At 67.6% G+C, this 21,274-nt stretch carries 16 protein-coding genes; 12 read left to right on the top strand and 4 right to left on the bottom strand.

What is annotated here, in order from left to right:
* Positions 1 to 89 precede the first annotated feature (89 nt).
* From QNI11_RS20880 to pbpC, 3 genes are read left to right on the top strand one after another with little or no spacing between them, the layout of a single operon-like run.
* Positions 90 to 5,507, top strand: coding sequence for an alpha-2-macroglobulin family protein (locus QNI11_RS20880; RefSeq protein ID WP_283981611.1), 5,418 nt, complete (start codon positions 90 to 92; stop codon positions 5,505 to 5,507).
* Positions 5,504 to 6,064 (top strand): putative glycolipid-binding domain-containing protein, encoded by a 561-nt coding sequence (locus tag QNI11_RS20875; RefSeq protein ID WP_100928596.1) that lies wholly within the window; start codon positions 5,504 to 5,506, stop codon positions 6,062 to 6,064. Before QNI11_RS20880 ends, QNI11_RS20875 begins: the two co-directional genes overlap by 4 nt.
* Positions 6,057 to 8,093, top strand: coding sequence for a penicillin-binding protein 1C (gene pbpC, locus QNI11_RS20870; protein ID WP_283981610.1), 2,037 nt, complete (start codon positions 6,057 to 6,059; stop codon positions 8,091 to 8,093). Before QNI11_RS20875 ends, pbpC begins: the two co-directional genes overlap by 8 nt.
* Before the next feature lie 9 nt (positions 8,094 to 8,102).
* Here pbpC and QNI11_RS20865 read toward each other — a convergent pair whose 3' ends face one another.
* From QNI11_RS20865 to QNI11_RS20855, 3 genes are all read right to left on the bottom strand, one after another.
* Entirely contained in the window at positions 8,103 to 8,579 is a 477-nt protein-coding gene (locus QNI11_RS20865) for a YqhA family protein (protein ID WP_283981609.1), read from the bottom strand.
* Between the two features lie 53 nt (positions 8,580 to 8,632).
* Positions 8,633 to 9,808, bottom strand: a complete 1,176-nt coding sequence (locus QNI11_RS20860; RefSeq protein WP_283981608.1) for an acetyl-CoA C-acyltransferase family protein — start codon at positions 9,806 to 9,808, stop codon at positions 8,633 to 8,635.
* A 323-nt stretch (positions 9,809 to 10,131) separates the two neighbouring features.
* Positions 10,132 to 11,484 carry a mechanosensitive ion channel family protein gene (locus QNI11_RS20855; protein ID WP_283981607.1) on the bottom strand — a complete coding sequence of 451 codons (1,353 nt, stop codon included), beginning with the start codon at positions 11,482 to 11,484 and terminating at the stop codon, positions 10,132 to 10,134.
* A gap of 297 nt (positions 11,485 to 11,781) precedes the next feature.
* Here QNI11_RS20855 and leuC point away from each other — a divergent pair, with 297 nt between their 5' ends.
* From leuC to QNI11_RS20825, 6 genes are all read left to right on the top strand, one after another.
* A complete protein-coding gene (gene leuC / locus QNI11_RS20850; protein WP_100928591.1) occupies positions 11,782 to 13,185 on the top strand; it encodes a 3-isopropylmalate dehydratase large subunit in 1,404 nt (467 codons plus the stop codon).
* A 1-nt stretch (position 13,186) separates the two neighbouring features.
* The gene (locus tag QNI11_RS20845; protein ID WP_283981606.1) at positions 13,187 to 13,492 is read left to right on the top strand and encodes a hypothetical protein; all 306 of its coding nucleotides are present in this window, start codon (positions 13,187 to 13,189) and stop codon (positions 13,490 to 13,492) included.
* 5 nt (positions 13,493 to 13,497) lie between these two features.
* Positions 13,498 to 14,103, top strand: coding sequence for a 3-isopropylmalate dehydratase small subunit (gene leuD / locus QNI11_RS20840; RefSeq protein WP_283981605.1), 606 nt, complete (start codon positions 13,498 to 13,500; stop codon positions 14,101 to 14,103).
* Positions 14,104 to 14,212: 109 nt separating this feature from the next.
* Positions 14,213 to 14,746 (top strand): HdeD family acid-resistance protein, encoded by a 534-nt coding sequence (locus QNI11_RS20835; protein WP_283981604.1) that lies wholly within the window; start codon positions 14,213 to 14,215, stop codon positions 14,744 to 14,746.
* A 319-nt stretch (positions 14,747 to 15,065) separates the two neighbouring features.
* On the top strand, positions 15,066 to 15,932 hold the full coding sequence (locus QNI11_RS20830; RefSeq protein ID WP_283981603.1) for a hypothetical protein: 867 nt from the start codon (positions 15,066 to 15,068) through the stop codon (positions 15,930 to 15,932).
* A 182-nt stretch (positions 15,933 to 16,114) separates the two neighbouring features.
* Positions 16,115 to 16,933, top strand: coding sequence for an endonuclease/exonuclease/phosphatase family protein (locus tag QNI11_RS20825; protein WP_283981602.1), 819 nt, complete (start codon positions 16,115 to 16,117; stop codon positions 16,931 to 16,933).
* Here the strand turns inward: QNI11_RS20825 and QNI11_RS20820 are convergent.
* Positions 16,866 to 17,789, bottom strand: coding sequence for an NAD-dependent epimerase/dehydratase family protein (locus tag QNI11_RS20820; protein ID WP_283981601.1), 924 nt, complete (start codon positions 17,787 to 17,789; stop codon positions 16,866 to 16,868). The genes QNI11_RS20825 and QNI11_RS20820 overlap by 68 nt on opposite strands.
* Positions 17,790 to 17,882: 93 nt before the next feature.
* Between QNI11_RS20820 and QNI11_RS20815 the strand changes: the two genes are divergently transcribed.
* The 3 genes from QNI11_RS20815 (at position 17,883) to QNI11_RS20805 (ending at position 21,206) form a co-directional block, all read left to right on the top strand.
* Complete coding sequence (locus QNI11_RS20815) at positions 17,883 to 18,776, top strand: LysR family transcriptional regulator (RefSeq protein WP_283981600.1); 894 nt, start codon at positions 17,883 to 17,885, stop codon at positions 18,774 to 18,776.
* A gap of 57 nt (positions 18,777 to 18,833) precedes the next feature.
* The gene (leuB, locus tag QNI11_RS20810) at positions 18,834 to 19,937 is read left to right on the top strand and encodes a 3-isopropylmalate dehydrogenase (RefSeq protein ID WP_100928585.1); all 1,104 of its coding nucleotides are present in this window, start codon (positions 18,834 to 18,836) and stop codon (positions 19,935 to 19,937) included.
* Between the two features lie 300 nt (positions 19,938 to 20,237).
* The gene (locus QNI11_RS20805; RefSeq protein WP_100928584.1) at positions 20,238 to 21,206 is read left to right on the top strand and encodes a DMT family transporter; all 969 of its coding nucleotides are present in this window, start codon (positions 20,238 to 20,240) and stop codon (positions 21,204 to 21,206) included.
* Positions 21,207 to 21,274 lie beyond the last annotated feature (68 nt).

Genomic DNA, 21,274 nt, shown 5'->3' with positions numbered 1-21,274 from the left:
CGGAAGGGTGCGGGAAACCGGACCCGCAGAATCCTTGCCCCGCCCACGCTGGCGTGGCAGTTTGAATCCATTGATGAAAGGAGCTTTTGATGCGTCGTTTTGCTCTTGCCCTGATGATGGGCATCCTTGCGGCACCCATGGTCGAAGCGCAGGACACGGTGCCCGACCGGCGTTTCGTGGTCTCCCGCGATATGGATTTCGCCGGGTCGGACCTTCAATCGCTCTTTGACACCACGCTGGACGCCTGCCAGCGGGCCTGTCTCAATACCGAAGGCTGCCGTGCGTTCACCTTCAACACGCGCAACAACTCCTGTTTTCCGAAAAGCGGGGTGACGAACACCTCTCCTTATGACGGCGCGATCTCGGCCAAGCTGGTGGAGGCCGACCCGGCAGTGCTGGAGCGCGGTCGGGCACGGTTCGGCGACCTGACCTTCCTTAGACCGGCGGATTTCGCGCAGGCCCGCAACGAGGCAGAAGCGCTGGCCGTCCGCCACGGTGGCGGCAAGTACACGGTCGAACAACTGCTGGACGCCGCGCAGACCTCGCGCGAGGCGGGGAACCTGCGCGATGCGGTGCACTGGACGGGCGCCGCGCTGGCGCAGACGGACACCGCCGAGTTGTGGCTGCAGTACGGGCGCTGGTCGAACGACCTTGCCGCGACGCTGAACGGATCGGACGAGCGGCGCTTCCGCAACCGCGGGTGGCTGGCGGCGATCAACGCCTACCTGCGGGCAGAGGACGCCCCGCAGCAGATCGAGGCGGCGAAGGACCTTGCCCTCCGGCTGGAACAGCAGGACCGCGGGCGCGACATGATCCCGGCGCTGCGCCTTGCGGAACGGCTGGGGGCCGGGCCCGAGGTGACGGAGCTGCTGGACGTGGCCATCGGCAAGTACGGTTTCCGCATCGTGGAGCACACGGTGGAGTCCGACAGCGCGCAGCCCCGCATCTGTGCGGAATTCAACCGTCCGCTGAAGCGCGCGGGAGTCGATTATTCCAACTATGTCCGCCTGGCCGATCCCCGGCTGGCGGTGACCGCCGACGACAGCCGCGTCTGTGTGACGGGGGTGGAGCACGGGTCGCGCCACACCGTGACCTTCCGCGCGGGCCTGCCCTCCGACGATGGCGAGGAGCTGGTGCGCGATGTTCCGATCACCGCCTACGTGCGCGACCGTTCGCCCGCCGTGACCTTCCCGGGCCGGTCCTACGTGCTGCCGCGCACCGCCGACGCGGGCCTGCCGGTGGAGACGGTGAACACCTCGGAACTGGAACTGACGCTGCGCCGTGTGTCCGACCGCAACCTGATCCGCGCGATCCAGAACGACTATTTCGGGCAGCCGCTGGGACAGTATGACGAGGACTATTTCGCCCGCGAACTGGCGGAAGAGATCTGGACCGGCACCGGCGAGGTGCAGAACGAGCTGAACCGCGACATGATCACCCGCCTGCCGATGGGCAATGCGGTGGGCGATCTGCCCGCGGGGATCTACGCGCTGACCGCGCAGGTGGCCAATGACATCGACGGAGAGGCGCGGGCGACGCAGTGGTTCCTGCTGTCCGACATCGGCTTGACGACGATGCAGGGCAACGACGGGCTGACGGTCTTTGCCCGCGACCTCGGCAACGCGGAGCCCATCGAAGGGCTGGAGGTGACGCTTCTGGCGCGTGCCAACCGCCCGCTTGAGGTCGCCACGACCGATGCGGAGGGCGTCGCGCGCTTTGCGCCGGGGCTTCTGCGTGGCACGGACGGCTCCGCCCCCGCGGTGGTCATGGCGCGGCGCGGCGAGGAGGACCTGGCCTTCCTGTCGCTGACCGATCCGGCCTTCGACCTGTCGGACCGCGGTGTCGAGGGACGCGCCCCCGCCGGGCCGATCGACGCCTTCCTTGCGACCGACCGCGGCGCCTATCGCGCGGGCGAGGTCATCCATGTCACCACGCTGGTCCGCGATCCGGAGGCAGAGGCGCTGCCCGACGTGCCGCTGACCGCCGTGCTGTTGCGGCCGGACGGCGTGGAATACTCGCGCCATGTGTCGGACGGTGCCGGCGCGGGCGGTCATGTCTTCCACCTGCCGCTGGCCGACGCCGTGCCGCGCGGCACCTGGCGGATCGAGGTCTTTGCCGACCCCGAAGGCGCGGCCCTGACCTCCGAGACCGTGCTGGTCGAGGACTTCGTGCCGGAACGCATCGACTTCGACCTGGCGCTGCCGGAGGGGCCGATCAACCCGCTGTCGCCGCCGAGGCTTTCGGTCGACGCGCGCTACCTGTTTGGCGCACCCGGCGCGGACCTGCCCATCGAGGGCGAACTGAGGCTGGCGACACGCACCACGCTTGAGGCCTTCCCCGGCTACAGGTTCGGACGCCACGACGACGAGGCGGAGTACCGGACCGACAGCTTCCCGCCGGACCTGACAACCGACGCCGAGGGCAAGGCGGATCTGGCCCTGCCCCTGCCGGACATGGACCCGACGGGCCGCCCGATGGAGGCGCGCGTCACATTGCGTATGTCGGAGATGTCGGGCCGCCCGGTGGAACGACGGATCACGCGCCCGGTCGCCTCGCCGACCCCGATGATCGGCATCAGGCCCGCATCGGAGGATTTTCCCGAGAACGCCGAGGCGAAATTCCAGGTGATCGCGCTTGGCCCCGATCTGGAGCGGATGGAGATGGACGTGTCCTGGACCGTCAACCGCGTGCGCACCCGCTACCAGTGGTATCAACAATACGGCTCCTGGTACTGGGAGCCGATGACCACGCGGACCACGGTCGCGCGCGGCGAAGGGCGCCTTGGCGCCGACCCGCTGGAGATCGCGGCGGACGTCGAATGGGGCGAGTACGAGGTCGTGGTGGAGCGCACCGATGGCGCCTACCTCGCGGCCTCCATGGACTTCTCGGCCGGATGGTACGCGGCCGCGAGCGCCGACGACACGCCGGACATGCTGGAAATGTCGCTGGACAGCGAAGCCTACAGGGAAGGCGAAACGGCGCAGCTGCGCATGGTGCCGCGATACGCGGGCAAGGCGGTCGTGACGGTGCTGTCGGACCGCGTCATCTCCATGCAGGCGGTTGAGGTCTCGGAGGGTGAGAACCTGCTCGACCTGCCGGTGACGGAGGAATGGGGCGCGGGCGTCTATGTCACGGCGCAGGTGATCCGGCCGATGGATGTGGCGGCGGGGCAGAACCCGGCGCGGGCGCTTGGTCTGACCCATGCCGCCGTCGATCCGGGCGACATGAAGCTTGAGGTTTCGGTCGATGCGCCGGAGGAGATCGCGCCGCGCGGGCCGCTGTCGGCCACGGTGAACATCGCCAGTGTCGCGGACGGAGAGACGGCCTACGTGACGGTTGCCGCCGTCGACGTGGGTATCCTGAACCTGACCGCCTTCGAGACGCCGGACCCGGCGGGCTACTACTTTGGCCAGCGCCGTCTGGGCGTCGAGATCCGCGACATCTACGGACGTCTGATCGACGGGCTGGACGGGGCCATGGGCACCGTGCGCTCCGGCGGCGACGGGGCGGCGGGCATGGACCTGCAATCGCCCCCGCCGACAGAGGAGCTGGTGGCCTTCTTCTCCGGCCCGGTGACGGTGGTGGACGGCAAGGCCGAGGTCTCCTTCGACATTCCCGACTTCAACGGCACGGTGCGGCTGATGGCGGTCGCCTGGTCGGCGAGCGGTGTCGGCAGCGCAGAGAAGGACGTGTTCGTGCGCGACCCGGTGGTGGTCTCTGCCGCGATGCCGCGTTTCCTTGCCCCCGGCGACGAGACGCGGCTGGCGCTTGAGTTCACCCATACCCGCGGTGCCGCGGGCGAGATGCCGCTTGAGATCACGGGGGGCGAGGGGCTGACCCTTGGCCCGGTCGCGACGACGATCACGCTGGCAGAGGGCGGCAAGACCAACTTCGAGGCGGCGCTTGGCGCGGTGGAGGTGGGCGACCACGAGATCACCGTGGCGCTGACCACGCCGGACGGCGCGGTGCTGACCAAGACGCTGACGCTGGGGGTGCGGGCGAACGACCCTGCCGTCGGCGCGACGCGGCGCTTCCAGCTTGCCGCCGGGCAGACCTTTACGCTGGATCGTGAGATCTTCGCCAACCTCAGGCCGGAGAAGGCCTCGGCCCTGGTGTCCGCCGGGCCGCTTGCGCGGTTGGATGCGCCGGGGCTTCTGGCCTCCCTCGACCAGTATCCCTACGGCTGTACGGAGCAGGTGACCTCGAAGGCGCTGCCGCTGCTTTACATGTCGTCGATTGCCGAGCCGCTGGGGCTGGGCAGCAAGGACCGGATCGACCTGCGTATCCAGCAGTCGATCACGCGGGTCCTGACCCGGCAGGCGCCCAACGGGGCGTTCGGGCTGTGGGGCGCCTATTCGGGCGACGCGTGGCTGGACGCCTATGTGACCGACTTCCTCAGCCGGGCGCGGGCGGCGGGCTACACCGTTCCGGACATCGCCTTCCGCAACGCGCTGGACAACCTGAAGAACGAGATCGCCTATGCGGCGGACTTCGACGACGGGGGCGAGGACATCGCGTATGCGCTGATGGTGCTGGCGCGCGAGGGCGAGGCGGCCATGGGCGACCTGCGCTACTACGCGGACGAGCGCGCCGACAACTTCGCCACACCCTTGGCGCAGGCGCAGCTTGGCGCGGCGCTGGCGGCCTATGGCGACCAGCCGCGCGCGGATGCGCTGTTCTCGAAGGCCGCGGCGCGGATCGCTTCGCGCCCGCCAGCCGAGGGGCAGGTGTACCGCGCCGACTATGGCTCCCGGCTGCGGGACACGGCGGGCGTGCTGTCGCTGGCAGTGGAGGCGCGCTCGGACAGCATCGACACGGGCGCCCTGACGACACGCATCGCGTCGTACGACCGGCCCATGTCCACGCAGGAACAGGCCTGGGCGCTGCTGGCGGCGCACGCGATGGTGCAGGATCCGACGGTGTCCGGCCTAGAACTGGACGGCGCGCCGCTGGCGGGGCCGTTCGTGCGCCGGATCGCCGCGCAGGGGATGCAGCCGACCACGCTGACCAACACCTCCGGCACCCCGACCGACGTGACGCTCACGACGCTGGGTGTGCCCGAAGGTGCGACGGAGGCCTCGGGCTACGGCTATGCCATCGAGCGGGCCTATTTCACCATGGACGGCGACCCGGTAGGCGACATCGCGGTGGGCGACCGCATGGTGGCCGTGGTCACGGTGCGGCCCGCCGAGGACACGCGCGCGCGGCTGATCATCGACGATCCGCTGCCCGCCGGTCTGGAAATCGACAACCCGTCGCTGATCCGGTCCGGCGATGTGCGCGGGCTCGACTGGCTGGAGACCTCGGACACGGAGTTCAGCGAGTTCCGGGCCGACCGCTTCATCGCGTCGGTCGACCAGCGCGACGCCGCGCCGATCCGGCTGGCCTATATCCTGCGGGCGGTGTCCCCGGGCACTTTCCACCAGCCTGCCGCGCTGGTGGAGGACATGTACCGTCCGGAATACCGGGCGACGACGGCCTCCGGCAGCGTGTCGGTGGCTGAATGACCGGCACGACGGTCGCCACCGCCCAATGGCGCGCGCTGGACCGCGAGGGCGAGGACAAGTGCCGCCTCGCCCGGCTGGACAATGGCTGGATGCTGGTGGGCCACGCGCGGTTCCGGGACGGCACCGGCTGGGCCGCGCTGGATTACGTCGTGCGCATCGGGGAGGACTGGTGCACCCGCTCCGCCGACATAAGCGGTGCCTATGCGGGCGAAACCGTGGCGTGGAAGCTGCTGCGCAAGGACGGCGTCTGGAGCTTCAACGGCGAAGTGCAGGAGGGACTCGAGGGGGCGGAGGATGTGGACCTCAGCTTTACCCCCGCGACCAACCTGATGCCGCTGCGCCGTCTGCCGGAGGTGGGGCGCATCGACGTGACCGCCGCGTGGCTGCGCCTGCCCGGTCCGAACCTCGGCCCGCTGACGCAAAGCTACACGCGCGAACGCGGGCACCTCGTGCGCTACACCGCGCAGGAGACGGATTTCGAGACGCAGTTGCAGGTCGATCAGCATGGCTTCGTGACGCTGTATCCCGGCCTCTGGGAGCGCGAGGAAGATGCCTGAACGGCGCGGTCTGAGGCGCTTGTCCGCGCTGGTCGTGGCGCTGTGGTGCGCGGCCTTCGCGGGCGACCGGCTGTCCGACTGGGTCGACGCGACGGAGACCCCGCTGCTGGTGCGCGCCACGTCGCCCGAGGTGCGGGACCGCGACGGCGACCTCCTGCGCGCCTATACCATCGAGGACGGGCTGTGGCGGATGACGGTGACGCCGGACCAGGTCGATCCGCTGTTCTACCGGATGCTCGTCGCCTACGAGGACAAGCGGTTCTTCAGCCACAACGGTGTCGATTTGCGGGCGACGGCGCGGGCCGTGGCACAGGGGCTGCGGCACGGGCGCGTGGTGTCAGGCGCCTCGACCCTGACGATGCAGGTGGCCCGCCTGCTGGAGGATGGGACCACCGGCCAGTGGCAGGGCAAGCTGCGGCAGATGCGGCTGGCGCTGGCGCTTGAGCGGCGGCTGACCAAGGACGAGATCCTCGCGCTCTATACCCTGCTTGCGCCCTACGGCGGCAACGTCGAGGGGCTGCGCGCGGCTTCGCTGATCTGGCTGGGGAAGGAGCCGCGCCGCCTGACACCCGCCGAGGCCGCGCTGCTGGTCGCCCTGCCGCAGGCCCCCGAAAGCCGCCGCCCCGACCGCCACCCGGAAGCCGCCCGCGAGGCGCGCAACCGGGTCATGGTCCGCATGGCGGAGGCAGGCGTGATCCCGATGTCGGCGGCCCGGTCTGATGCGCTCGACCCCTCGCCGAAGGGGCGTTTCCCGATGCCGCAACTGGCCCCGCACATGGCCGACCGCGCCGTGGCAGAGGCGCCGGGGCGGCACGACCTGACACTTGACGCCGACCTTCAGCGCAGCCTCGAAGACCTCGCGCGCCATCACATGGCGCGGCTCGACCCTCGCCTGTCCATGGCCATCGTGCTGGCGGATCACGACAGCGGCGAGGTGCTGGCCTCTGTCGGGTCGCCCGATTACGCGGGCACGCTGAACCAGGGTTTCGTCGACATGACCACGGCGCAGCGGTCGCCCGGCTCGACGCTGAAGCCGCTGGTCTACGCGCTGGCTTTCGACCGCGGGCTGGCACATCCGGAGACGCTGATCCTCGACACGCCGGTGCATTTCGGGAGCTACGCGCCGCAGAACTTCGACGGGGAGTACCGGGGCGAACTGACGGTGCGGCGGGCGCTGCAACTGTCGCTGAACATCCCCGTGGTCCGCCTGACAGAGGCGCTGGGACCGGCGCACCTGATGGCGGCCCTGCAGGGCGCGGGGCTGAAACCGGCGCTGCAGGGTGGCGCGCCGGGGCTGGCGCTGTCGCTCGGCGGGGTCGGCCTGACGCTGGAGGAGATGGTGCAGCTCTACGCCGCGCTGGCCCATGGCGGAGAGGCGCGGCCGCTGCGCTGGAAGGCCTCCACAGCCGAGGAGGCTACGCCCCGGCGACTGGTGTCGCGCGCGTCGGCCTGGCAGGTGGGGCACATCCTTGCCGGGGTCACGCCGCCCTCCGCCGCTGGACCGAAGGGGCGGATCGCGTGGAAGACCGGCACCTCCTACGGGCACCGGGACGCCTGGGCGCTTGGCTGGGACGGGCGCTACGTGGCCGGGGTCTGGATCGGGCGGCCCGATGGCACGCCGGTGCCCGGCGCCTTCGGGGCGGACCTTGCCGCGCCGGTGCTGTTCGAGGCGCTGGGACGGGCCAGCGCGCGTCCCGTTCCGCTGCCTGCCCCCCCGCCTGAGACGCTGATGATCTCGAACGCGCAACTGCCCGCGAACCTGCAGCGCTTCGGCCCGCGGGCCGAGACCACCGCGCTCCAGGTGACGTTTCCGCCCGATGGCGCGACGCTGGCGGTGTCGCCCTCCGGCGTGCCGCTCAAGCTGCGTGGCGGCACCCCGCCTTACACGGTTCTGGCCGACGGGGCGGTGCTGGCGACGGGATTGCGGCGGCCGGAACTGTTGGCGCCGATTTCGGGTCCCGGATTCACGACGCTGTCGGTGATCGACGCGCGCGGGCAGTCCGGGCGGACGACGATCGAGCTGCGCTGAGAGGCGGCGCTACTCGCCCTTGTTCCCTGCCTTCACGCTGATGAACCACGTCAGCGCGGCGATCACCGCGGCGATGCCGATGCCCAGCCCCATGAGGTCGCGCGCCCCGTCCCAGGCCACTGCCTGACCGAGAAAGACCACCGCAAGCACCACGATCACCACCGACAGGAGCTTGTTCTTCAGGTCGTCCAGCGTGCGGATCTTCAGCCATTCCGGCAGGCGCACATCTGTGTTGATGAACAGCGAGTAAAGCCCGACGGAGATGATGTAGAACACCGTCCCCATGAGGAAGAGGTCGATGATCTCGATGAATTCCAGCGCCATCTCCTTGGCGCCCTTGCGGGTGACCTCGGCCTTCTCGATCAGCGAGAAGACCAGCTTGCCGCCCTCCAGAAAGCCGTAGACCATCAGGCAGACCGCGGCGATAAGAGCGCCCACGACCGCGATCATCACGAGATACCGGGCATTTCCGAGCACTGGCTTCATGAACTCGCTCCTCGGCGATGTAGGGTGGAGTTTCACTCCACCCCCCTTCCGTGTCAGATCCGCTCGATGGCGAGGGCGATGCCCTGTCCGCCGCCGATGCACATGGTGATCAGCGCCTTCGACCCGCCGATGCGTTCAAGCTCATAAAGCGCCTTCACCGTGATGATCGCGCCCGTCGCGCCGACAGGGTGGCCAAGGGCGATGGCGCCACCGTTGGGGTTCACCTTCGCCGGGTCGAGGCCGAGGTTCTTGTTCACCGCCAGCGCCTGCGCCGCGAAGGCCTCGTTGGACTCGATCACGTCGAAGTCGTCCGCCGTCAGGCCGGTCCGCGCCAGAAGCGCCTGGACCGCCGGGACGGGGCCGATGCCCATGACCTCCGGACGGACACCGGCGTGGGCGTAGCCCAAGACGCGGGCCCGGGGCTTGAGCCCGGCCTTCTCTGCGGCGTCGGCGCGGGCCACAACCAGCGCCGCGGCGCCGTCGTTGATGCCGGAGGCGTTGCCCGCCGTCACGGTGCCGTCCTTCTTGAAGGCGGGGCGCAGTCCGGCCAGCGCCTCGAGGCTGGTGGCCTTGGGGTGTTCGTCGGTCCTGAAGCTGACGGTGTCGCGCTTCACCTTCACCTCGACGGGAACGATCTGGCTGTCGAAATACCCGGCCTCGATGGCGGCGGCGGCGCGCTTCTGGCTCTCAAAGGCGAAGGCGTCCTGCTCCTCGCGGCTGACGGAATGCTCGGCCGACACGTTTTCCGCCGTCACGCCCATGTGGCCGGTGCCGAAGGGGCAGTTCAGCGCGCCCAGCATCATGTCCAGAGTGCGGATGTCGCCCATCTTGGCGCCCCAGCGCTGGTCCGGCACGATGTAGGGCGAGCGCGACATCGCCTCTGCCCCGCCGACAAGGGCGAAGTCCGCATCGCCGAGCGCCAGCGCCTGCACGCCCGACACGATGGCCTGTGCGCCCGATCCGCACAGCCGGTTCACGTTCATCGCCGGAACGGTGTCGGGAATGCCCGCCTGCATCGCGGCGACGCGGCTGAGGTACATGTCGCGCGGTTCGGTGTTGATGACGTGCCCGAACACCACGGTGCCGATCTGGCCGCCTTCGACGCCGGATCGTTCCAGCGCCGCCTTCGCCGCGGCGGTGGCGGTGTCGATCGGTGCCACGCCGGACAGGCTGCCGCCGAAAGTGCCGATGGCGGTGCGGGCACCGCCGAGGATTACGATATCGTCCATGAAAATCTCCCCTCTTCTTGTGTGACTATGCGCAGGCACGGGGAGGATGTCAGCCGCGACGTTTCGTCCTTTCGGTTTTCCTCAGTGCCGCCGGTGAGACAACGGGGGCGCGGGGCGGCTGGACGGTTTGCGTCTGACCAGTCGGGCCAGTTCCTGCCAGATCGAGAGCTTCCGCGAGGAGCACAGCCCGCGCGGCGCCACGTTCGGCCCGCCACCCGACGCATGGGGATTGCCCTGCGCCTTGCGCGCGGTGTGTCTGCTGTGACCGGGTTCTTGGTGCTGTGACATGCACCAGAGATGGTGCGCGCGCTCCTAAAGTCCCGTTAATCCACGCCCGCCGTGGCGGGTTTTTCCGCGTCCGGGCCGTCCTTCAGAAGGCGGACCTCGCGCTGCGGGAAGGGGATGGAGATGCCGTTTTCCTGAAAGGCGTCCCAGAGCGCGAGGAAGACGTTGCCGCGGATGTTCGTCAGGCCGCCCGTGGGGTCGGTGATCCAGAAGCGCAGGATGTAGTCGACGGACGAATCGCCGAAACCCACCACGTGGCAGACCGGCGGCTTGAAGGTCAGCACGCGTTCCACGCCCTTGGCGGCCTCGATGGCGATCTTGCGGACCTTGTGCGGGTCGTCGTGGTAGGAGGTGCCGAAGTAGATATCCAGCCGGACGAAATCGTTCGAGTGCGACCAGTTCACCACCTGTCCGGTGATCAGGTCCTCGTTCGGGATCAGGTATTCCTTGCCGTCGCGGGTGACGACGCTGACATAGCGCGCGCCCAGCGACTCGATCCAGCCGAAGGTCTCGCCAAGGCTGATGACGTCGCCCGGCTTGATCGACTTGTCGAGCAGGATGATGATGCCGGAGACGAGGTTCGAGACCACCTTTTGCAGGCCGAAGCCGAGGCCGACGCCGATGGCACCGGACAGCACGGCAAGCCCGGTCAGGTCGACGCCAACGGATTTCAGCGCGATGAAGAAGGCGGAGCCGAAGAGCACCACCTGAAGCACCTTCACCGCCAGCACCTGCATGGACGGGCTGATGTCCTTGTTGCGCTGGATCGAGGCGGCGGAGGCGCCCACCATCAGCCGCGCCATTGCCAGCATGCAGGCCATGACGACGATGGCCTTCAGGATCAGCCAGACGGACAGCCGGGTCTCTCCGATGGTCAGCGCGACGGATTCCAGCGTCCCCTGCGTCTCGTCCGTCCAGCCGAGGATCGACAGCGTCGCCCATGTCCAGGCGCCGTACCGCACCACCACGCCAAGCGCGGGGTTGGCGATCATCCGGGTGGCGAAGGCGATGAAGAGCCAGGCGGTCGACAGGTTCGCCACCACCCGCAGAAGGACCGTGCGGGAGTTCCACGTGAGCTCCTTCATCACGAGGTAGACGACCCAGATCATCGCCACGAAGAGGATCATCCGCATACGGCGCTGGACGATCAGGCCGATGCGCAGGCGCCACTTCGGCCAGTTGTCGCGTGCCCGGAGCCATTCGGCGTAACGCGGCTGGAGCGCGGCGCGCATTGCCCATGCCAAGAGGAACAACCCGATCACGATGCCGATCTGGTAGAGCGTCCAAGGGCGCATCGCCTCCCGCCAGAGGATCGCGCCCTCGGACGACAGGAACTCCCAGATCCCTCGGATGGCCTCGGGGTCGATGGGCAGCGTCTCTTGTGGGTCCATGCGGGCTTTTCGTCCTCTGCGTCCGCTCGTGGGAGATCAGTCTATTGCAACCGGCCCAGCAAGCAAGCCTGAGGGTGATCCGCGCGACATGCGCTTGCCCTTGATAGACTCGGCCGCAGGCTGTATCTCCCGCCCATGGCAAGACTTCTCAACCTCGGAGACCGCGCCCGTCTGCGCGAACGTTTCTTCGGCGCGACCCACACGGTGCTCGCCCGTCTATCCGTGTGATTTCGCGCGTGGCCCCGTCCACGCGCCTGCCATCCTGTTACACCCATGCAAAATCACGGGAGAGGACCGATGTCCCCCAAGACACTCTATGACAAGATCTGGGATGCCCATGTCGTCAGCGAAGACGCGGACGGCACCTGCCTCCTTTATATCGACCGCCACCTCGTGCACGAGGTGACGTCGCCTCAGGCATTCGAAGGTCTCCGCATGGCGGGCCGCAAGGTGCGCGCGCCGGAAAAGACCATCGCCGTGCCGGACCACAACGTGCCGACCACGCCGGGCCGCGAAGACCCGAAGAACATGACCGAGGACTCGGCCATCCAGGTCGCCGCGCTGGACAAGAACGCCAAGGACTTCGGCGTGCACTACTACCCGGTGAGCGACGTGCGCCAGGGCATCGTGCACATCGTCGGGCCGGAGAACGGCTGGACGCTGCCGGGCATGACGGTCGTGTGCGGTGACAGCCATACCGCGACACACGGCGCCTTCGGCGCGCTGGCCCATGGCATCGGCACCTCCGAGGTGGAGCACGTGCTGGCCACGCAGACGCTGATCCAGAAGAAGTCGAAGAACATGAAGGTCGAGATCACCGGCAAACTGCGCCCCGGTGTGACCGCGAAGGACATCACCCTCTCTGTCATCGGCGCCACCGGCACCGCGGGCGGCACCGGCTATGTCATCGAGTACTGCGGCGAGGCGATCCGCGACCTGTCGATGGAAGGCCGCATGACGGTCTGCAACATGGCCATCGAGGGCGGCGCCCGCGCCGGCCTGATCGCGCCGGACGAGAAGACCTTCGAATACGTGAAGGGCCGTGCCCACGCGCCGAAGGGTGCTCAGTACGAGGCCGCGCTGAACTGGTGGAAGACGCTCTACTCGGACGACGATGCCCATTGGGACAAGGTCGTGACGATCAAGGGCGAAGAAATCGAGCCGGTCGTGACCTGGGGCACCTCGCCCGAGGACGTGCTGCCGATTTCCGCTTTCGTGCCAGCGCCGGAGGACTTCAAGGGCGGCAAGGTCGAGGCGGCGAAACGTGCGCTGGCCTACATGGGCCTGACGCCGGGCCAGAAGCTGACCGACATCGAGATCGACACCGTCTTTATCGGCTCCTGCACCAACGGCCGGATCGAGGACCTGCGCGCCGCGGCACAGATCGTCGAAGGCAAGAAGATCAAGGTCGGCCGCGCGATGGTGGTTCCGGGCTCCGGTCTTGTCCGGGCGCAGGCCGAGGAGGAAGGGCTCGACAAGATCTTTACCGATGCCGGGTTCGAATGGCGCCTTGCGGGCTGTTCCATGTGCCTCGCGATGAACCCCGACCAGCTGTCCGAGGGTGAGCGCTGCGCCTCGACCTCGAACCGCAACTTCGAGGGCCGTCAGGGCTACAAGGGCCGCACGCACCTCGTGTCGCCCGCCATGGCCGCCGCCGCCGCACTGACCGGTCGCCTGACCGACGTGCGGGAGCTGATGTAAGATGGTCCGGGCCACGCTCGACGGGCCGTCGGCCGGGGGTGCTGTCGATCGCAGCGCCTCCAGCCGCGACCCGCGTGCAGTCGGCCTGGCCGCTCTCGGCTTTCTGCCGCTGCTGGCGTGCTTCTTCGCGACGATCCTCTGGCTCGTCCTTGCACAGCCCGACATGCCCTTCGCCCTGATCGGCTTTGTCGCGGCCTTCGCCAGCATCGGTGCGGCCATCGCGTGGGTGGGCCTTGTGCTGACCCGTGCGCGCCGCAGGTCCAACCCGACACATGGCGGCGCAGTCCGCCCCTCCATCAAGGATTAACCCGAATGGAAAAGTTCGAAAAACTCACCGGGATCGCGGCGCCCATGCCGCTGGTCAACATCGACACCGACATGATCATCCCGAAGGTCTTCCTGAAGACGATCAAGCGCTCCGGCCTTGGCGTGAACCTCTTTGACGAGATGCGCTATGACCGGCAGGGCAACGAGGTCCCCGATTTCGTGCTGAACCAGCCGCAGTACCGCGAGGCGGAGATCCTCGTCGCGGGCGACAACTTCGGCTGCGGCTCGTCGCGCGAGCACGCGCCCTGGGCGCTGAAGGACTTCGGCATCAAGTCGATCATTTCGACCTCCTTCGCCGACATCTTCTACAACAACTGCTTCAAGAACGGCATCCTGCCGATCGTCCTGCCGCAGGAGGCCGTCGACATCCTGATGAAGGACGCCGAAAAGGGCTCCAACGCGCGGATGATCGTCGACCTGGAGAAGCAGACCGTGTCGTCCTCCGAGGGCGAAACCTTCTCGTTCGAGGTCGACCCCTTCAAGAAGCACTGCCTGCTCGAAGGTCTCGACGACATCGGGCTGTCGCTTGAAAAGGCCCCGGCCATCGACAGCTACGAAGCGAAAATGGCGCAGGAACGTCCCTGGGTCTGACCGCCTTGCCATGGGCCCGCCCAGCCGGCGGGCCCTTTTGACGCAGCGCGCAACCGCGCCTGCCTTTCCCGTGTTTTGATCCGAGAAGATCAAAGTTCCGGAGCCGCCCATGTCTTCCCGCACATTCCTTTCCCTGTCCGGCCTCGTTCTGATCGTCGGCGGGATCCTGTCGCTGTTGCTGCCTTTCGCCGCGTCGCTGGCCGTCACGCTGATCGTCGGCTGGGCCTTTGCCATCGCGGGCGTCGTGCACGTGGCGGCGGCCTTCGGCGAGGGTGGAAACCGGCTGTGGAACGGGCTCTTCGGGCTGCTGGAAATCGTTCTGGGCCTGAGCTTCATCTTCAACCCGCTGTCGGGGATGATCTCCCTCACGCTGCTGCTGGGCGTCCTGTTCTTCGCCTCCGGCGTGATGCAGCTTGCCCTCGCATGGGTGCGGCGCGATGCGGACAGCATCTGGATGCTGGCGCTGTCGGGGGCGATTTCCGTCGCGCTGGCGGTGTTGATCGCCTTCAACCTCGTCGAGGCCTCGACCACCGTGCCGGGTGTGTTGCTGGGGATCGAGCTGATTTCGACCGGGGTGGCTTTCCTGATGCTGCGCCCGCGGCGAGACCGGATCGGGGCGGATCAGTCCGGAGATTCGCGCTGAACGGCGCAAATCTTGGTGTGTAACCAACTGAAAAGCCGAAGCGCTCAACCTTGGCGTATTGATTTACGTTAACGATAAATTTGCGGATGTGTCGGTGTGCCCTCGCGACCGACCGCAAGATGTTGTGCGCCCTTCAACATCGCCCCCGCAATGCCCGAAATTTGATGCAATCCGGCACCAGTGGATCCGCGAAACTGCCTGAAACTGCTTCAAAGTTTTCCACAGGTCTTGAGGCCTCGGGGGAAAAGGGGCAAAACTTGGGCAACAATGAGGCAGACCGCCATAATCGGCGGAATCGGGATGGAACGAGGGCGCGGCCATGGATCGCACCCGTCCGGAACGAAAGGGCAGATCTTTGATTTCACGTCTGGCGGCGGCCGCGGCGCGCGCGATTCTCGTGGCATTGCTCATTGCCCTGCCGGCGATGATGCTGCCGCAGGTTCGGCCCGATACCACGCAGATCGTTGCCTTGCTGGCCCTTGTCGCGGCCATGCTGACCTTTGTCGAATACGTCTCCGACTACCCCTCTCTGATCGAGTTCCGGGATGCGCCGCCGTTCAACCGCATCCGGTTCTTCGCGCTGTTCATGTCGGTCGTTCTGATGACCCTGATCGCACGCGGGGCCGAGGCGCCCACGCCGCTGACCGGACCGCTACGCGGCATGGGGCACAGCATTGGCGCCGCCATGGATTTCCCCTTCTCGCCCGTGCGTCTGATGGTGCTGGCAGCCCCCGCAGAAGCCTCTGAGACGGCGCGCGACCTGATCCGCAGCCTTGCCGGGCTTGCCTACCTGATCTCCATCAGCACGCTGGTGGTCTTTGTCGCGCTGGTGCGGCTGCTGGACTGGCCGTTGCGCAAGGGCGCGTTCAACTTCTTCGTCAACCTGCCGCTGTTCGATCCGACCACCGGCGGCGACGTGTTGCTGCGCCTGAAGCGGGACAGCCATTTTAACGTGGCCTTAGGGTTTTTGCTGCCATTCCTCTTCCCGGCGCTGCTCAAGGTGGCCTCGATCTGGGGCCTTGCGCCGAACATCCTGGATTCCCAGGCCCTAATCTGGACGATGGTGGCATGGTCCCTTCTCCCGGCAAGCCTGATCATGCGTGGGGTCGCCCTGATGCGGATCGCGGACCTGATCGAGGAAAAGCGCCGCCGCGCCTACGCACAGGCCGAACTGCAACTGGTCTGACCCCGCGCCCGTCGCGCGGCCTGAACAGGCGCGCGCGGATCGTCCCCTTCCTTTCGGCCCTCCTGCTGTTCCTGTCCTTCGCCGTCGCCGCCCGGGCGGAGGGCCTGCGCGTCGCAACATGGCACGGCGATTTCAGCCGGAAGGGGCCGGGGCTGCTGTTTCAGGGTATCGCGGCGGGGGAGGTGCCCCTCGGCCCGATCCTCGAAGCTTCCCCCGATGTGCTGCTGCTGACCGACATGGATTACGACGGCGGGCTGACCGCGCTGTCCGCCCTGCGCGATGCGTTGCGGGAGGCGGGGCTGGATCTGCCGCATGTGCTGGCCGCGCGGCCCAACACCGGGCGGCCGACCGGGCTGGACCTGGACGGCGACGGGCGGCTGGGCGGGCCGCGCGATGCGCAGGGGTTCGGGTATTTCAACGGGCAGGGCGGCATGGCCGTGCTGGCGCGCTATCCCCTGACGCTGGAGCGGGATCTGTCGGAACTGCTGTGGAAGGACACGCCGGAGAGCCTGATCGCCGCCGACGACCCGGGGCACGAGGTTCAAAGATTGTCGACCGCGGCGCACTGGCAGGTGACTGTCGACACGCCGCATGGCCCGCTGGCGCTGCTGACGCTGGCCGCGACGCCGCCGGTGTTCGACGGGCCGGAGGACCGCAACGGCCGGAGGAACTTTGACGAGGCGGTGCTGTGGTTGCACGTCCTCGATGGCCGGATGGGTGAGGTGCCGCAGATGCCGGTGATCCTGCTCGGCAACCTCAACGTCGATCCGGAGCGGGGCGACGGCCTGCGCGAGGCGGCGCGTCGGGTTCTGGGCCACGACCGCTTTCAGGACCCGATGCCGGGGACGGATACGGTGCGCTGGGACAGCACGGGGCCGATGCGGGTGTCCTACGTGCTGCCCGACGCGCGGTTTGCCGTCATCGGCGCCGGTGTCACTGGGCCTGCGGCTGACGCGGGCCCGCATGAGTTGGTCTGGGTCGATCTGGCGTGGCCCCGATGACCGGCGCAAGCGCGCGGGCGATCGCGTCGTCGAGCGGCGTTTCCTGGAAGTCCGGCAAAACGGTGTCGAAGCTGTCGCGCGTCAGCCGGTGGGGCTTCGACCAGAGGTAGCGCATTTCCAGCAAGGGCGCGGCCATGGTCCAGAACGGCCGCGCTAGCCAGAGCGGCAGCCAGGACATGCGGCGGAGCTTTACCGGACGGTTCAGCGCGCGGGCGCAGGCCAAGGCCAGGTCCCAGCCGGTCAGCGTGTAGCCGGGGAAGTTGATGTCGGACACGCGGGGCAGGTCCCTGCGATGGTCCGCCAGTTGCACCGCGGCACGGGCCATGTCCGGCAGGAAGGCCCAGGCGTGATCCGCATCCGGGTCGCCGGGCCAGGTCAGGACACCCCGCCGCAGGGAGGGGGCAATCTGCTTGTCGAACCAGTTGCCGGACGCCTCGGTGTCGAGGAAATCGCCCGCGCGCAGGATGATGACCTGAACGCCGGAGGCGCGCAGGCTCTCCTCCATCGCGATCCGCACCCGGCCAAGCGGATTGGTGGCGGCGTGGGGCACGCCCGGGCCGAACTCCGCCGGAGCGTCGGCGCCGAAGACATAGACATTGCCCGGCACGAGGATCGTCGCGCCGGAAGCCTTCGCCGCCGCGATCACCCGTGCGGTCAGGCCGGGGGTCTGCGCCGCCCAGTCCGTGTAGGCCGGGTTCCAGCCGTGAACGATCACGTCCATGCCCTCTGCCGCCAGCATCAGGTCGTCGTTTGTGCGGTCGAACAGGTGGACCCGCCAGCCGGCATTCCAGAACGCCTCTGCCGCGTTGCGCCCGAAACGCCCGCTGGCGCCAAGGATAAGGACCCGTCCCGTCATGATCTCGCTCCTGCATCTGGATGGCCGTCATGATGAGCTATTCAACGCGATGCCGGAATTGCCGGTTTTCGCAGAACGTGTATTCATTAGTGAATGGATGCCTTTGCCAAACTCGACTGGTCGCTGGTGCAGACCTTCCTCGCCGTAGGCGAGAGCGGATCGTTGTCGGAGGCGGCGCGGCGGCTCAACATCTCGCAGCCGACGGCGGGCCGGCAGGTGAAGCAGATGGAAGAGGCGCTGGACGTCACGCTGTTCCACCGTCAGGCGCGCGGGCTGTGCCTGACGGAGGCGGGGACGGCGCTGATGCCGCACGCGCGGACCATGGCGGAGTCGCTGAACGCGCTGAGCCTTGCCGCCGCGGGCCGGTCGGAGAAGCTGTCCGGCCCGGTCAGGATCACCGCCAGCGTCTTTACCTCGCAGGTGCACCTGCCGCCGATCATCGCCCGGCTGCGCCAAGAAGAGCCGGAGATCAGCATCGACCTCGTGCCCACCGACCGGTCAGAGAACCTGCTGTACCGCGAGGCCGACATCGCCGTGCGCATGTACCAGACAGAACAGCTCGACATCGTGACGAAGTACATCGGCGAGATCGAACTGGGCCTCTATGCGTCGAAGGATTACATCGCGCGGCGCGGGCGGCTGACCGACATCGCGCGGTTCTTCGAACATGACGTGGTGGGTTATGACCGGTCGGACCTGATCCTGAAGGGCATGCGCGACTTCGGGCTGGAGGTGCAGCGGGACTGGTTCGCCACCCGCACGGACCACCAGACCGTCTACTGGGAACTGGTGCGTGCGGGCTGCGGGATCGGCTTTGCCCAGTGCCTGTTCGCTGACGCCGACCCGAAGGTGGAACGCCTTCTTCCCGATATCCCGATGCCGACCTTGCCGGTCTGGTTGGCGGCGCATGAGGCGATGCGCAACACGCCCCGGATCAGGCGGGTCTGGGACGCGCTGGCCGAGGGGCTCAGGCCCTGCGTTTCTTGACGTTTCGTCGCCCAGCCGATAGGCGACAACGCAATCACGAACAAAGGACAGCCTTCCATGAGCAATCCCTCGCTTCTCATCCTGCCCGGTGACGGGATCGGCCCCGAAGTCATGGCCGAAGTGCGCAAGGTCATCGACTGGTACGGTGCCAAGCGCGACCTTGCTTTCGACGTCTCCGAAGACCTCGTGGGCGGTGCGGCCTACGACGCGCACGGAACGCCGCTGACCGATGAGACGATGGCCAAGGCGCAGGAAGCCGACGCTGTCCTGCTGGGTGCCGTGGGCGGTCCGAAGTACGACGTGCTGGACTTTTCGGTGAAGCCGGAGCGCGGCCTTCTGCGCCTGCGCAAGGAGATGGACCTCTACGCCAACCTGCGCCCGGCGCAGTGCTTTGACGCGCTGGCGGATTTCTCGTCCCTGAAGACCGACGTGGTTGCGGGCCTCGACATCATGATCGTGCGCGAGCTTACCTCCGGCGTCTACTTCGGCGAGCCGCGCGGCATCATCGAGGAAGGCAACGAGCGGGTGGGCATCAACACCCAGCGCTACACCGAGTCGGAGATCGACCGCGTGGCGCGCTCCGCATTCGAACTCGCGATGCGCCGCAACAAGAAGCTGTGCTCGATGGAGAAGGCCAACGTCATGGAATCCGGCGTCCTGTGGCGCGAGGTCGTGACCGAGGTGGGCAAGGATTACCCGGAAGTCGAGCTGTCGCACATGTACGCCGACGCGGGCGCGATGCAGCTGACCCGCTGGCCCAAGCAGTTCGACGTGATCGTCACCGACAACCTGTTCGGCGACCTTCTGTCCGACCTCGCCGCGATGCTGACCGGGTCGTTGGGCATGCTGCCCTCTGCCTCGCTGGGGGCGCCGATGGCGAACGGCCGTCCGAAGGCGCTGTACGAGCCGGTGCACGGCTCCGCGCCGGACATCGCCGGTCAGGGCAAGGCCAATCCGATCGCCTGCATCCTCAGCTTTGCCATGGCGCTGCGCTACTCGTTCGACCAGGGCGACGAAGCCACGCGTCTGGAGCAGGCGGTGGAGAAGGTGCTGGCCGACGGTTTGCGCACCGCCGACCTGCTGGGCGAAGAAGGCAAGGCGCCGGTGTCGACCACCGAAATGGGCGATGCCATCGTTGCGGCGCTCGACGCCAGCCTCTGACGAATCGTCTGGCCTGAAATGATCGGGGCGGTGCCACATGGCGCCGCCCTTTTCCGTTCCGCGCCCGGGTCGTGACCTAGGCGGGCGGGCGCTGCATAGGGCTTGCGCGGCCTTATGCCCATGCACCGCGAGCGCGGTTTCGCCATGCCGTACCAGCCTTTGCAGGGCATGTGACAATGGCGCACCGGTGAAGTTGCGTGCAAAGCGCAGACTTTATGGATTTTGGCGGGCGGGGTGGTCTTGCATCCGCGCGAAGGCTGCGCTTAGCGTTGCTACAAACAAGAACACAGGCCTCCCGACATGTCACCCAACGCAAAAGGCGCGCTGCTCGCGCTGACCGCCTTCGGTATTTTCGCGACGCACGATGTGATCATCAAATATCTCGGGGCGAGCTACTCTCCGTTCCAGGTGATCTTCTTTTCGACGCTGATGTCGTTCCCACTGGTCAGCTTCATGCTGATGCGCGACCCGCTGCCCGGTACGCTGCGCCCGGTTCACCCGTGGTGGACCGCGATCCGGACCGCCGCGGCGATGATCAACGGGATGTGCGCGTTTTACGCCTTCTCTGTCCTGCCGCTTGCGCAGACATACGCGATCCTCTTCGCCACGCCGCTGCTGATCACGCTCCTGTCGATCCCGCTGCTGGGCGAACGTGTCGGCTGGCGCCGGGGACTTGCGGTCGGTGTCGGGCTTCTGGGCGTTCTCGTGGTGCTGCGGCCGGGATCGACGCCGATGTCGCTTGGCCACCTCGCGGGGGTGGGTTCGGCGATTTTCGGGGCGCTGGCCTCGATCATCGTGCGCAAGATCGGCAATGACGAACGCTCCGTCGTGCTGCTGCTTTACCCGATGGCGGCCAACTACATCGTCGTCGGGGCGCTGATGATCGCCGTCTACAAGCCCATGCCGATCCTCGATGTGGGCGCGGCGGCGCTGATCTCGGCCATGGGGTTCGTCGCGGGCCTCTTCCTGATCGCGGCCTACAAGAGCGGGGAGGCGACCATCGTCGCGCCCATGCAGTATTCGCAGATCCTTTGGGCGACGGCCTACGGCTACCTGCTGTTCGACGAGGGCGTCGACCGCTACACGGTCATCGGCGCAGGCATCATCATCGCCTCGGGCATCTACATCGTCCTGCGGGAAAGCGCGAAGAGCGGGTCGCAGACCCCGGTGCTGAGGACGAAGGCCCGCGGGTACGGGTCGTCGTTCCGCATATCTCCGTTCCTGCGCAGTTCGCGCAAACGGCCGGAACCGGCAATTCCGGGCGAGTAAGGAGGGTCGTGCAAAAGACCGCAAATGGTCTCTTGCCAAAGGCGCGCGGGCGATATATCCCGCGCTCC

This window comes from Sagittula sp. MA-2, from assembly GCF_030126985.1.
In the GTDB taxonomy this organism is placed as follows: Bacteria; Pseudomonadota; Alphaproteobacteria; order Rhodobacterales; family Rhodobacteraceae; genus Sagittula.
This window is presented reverse-complemented; position numbering and strand designations above follow the sequence as displayed.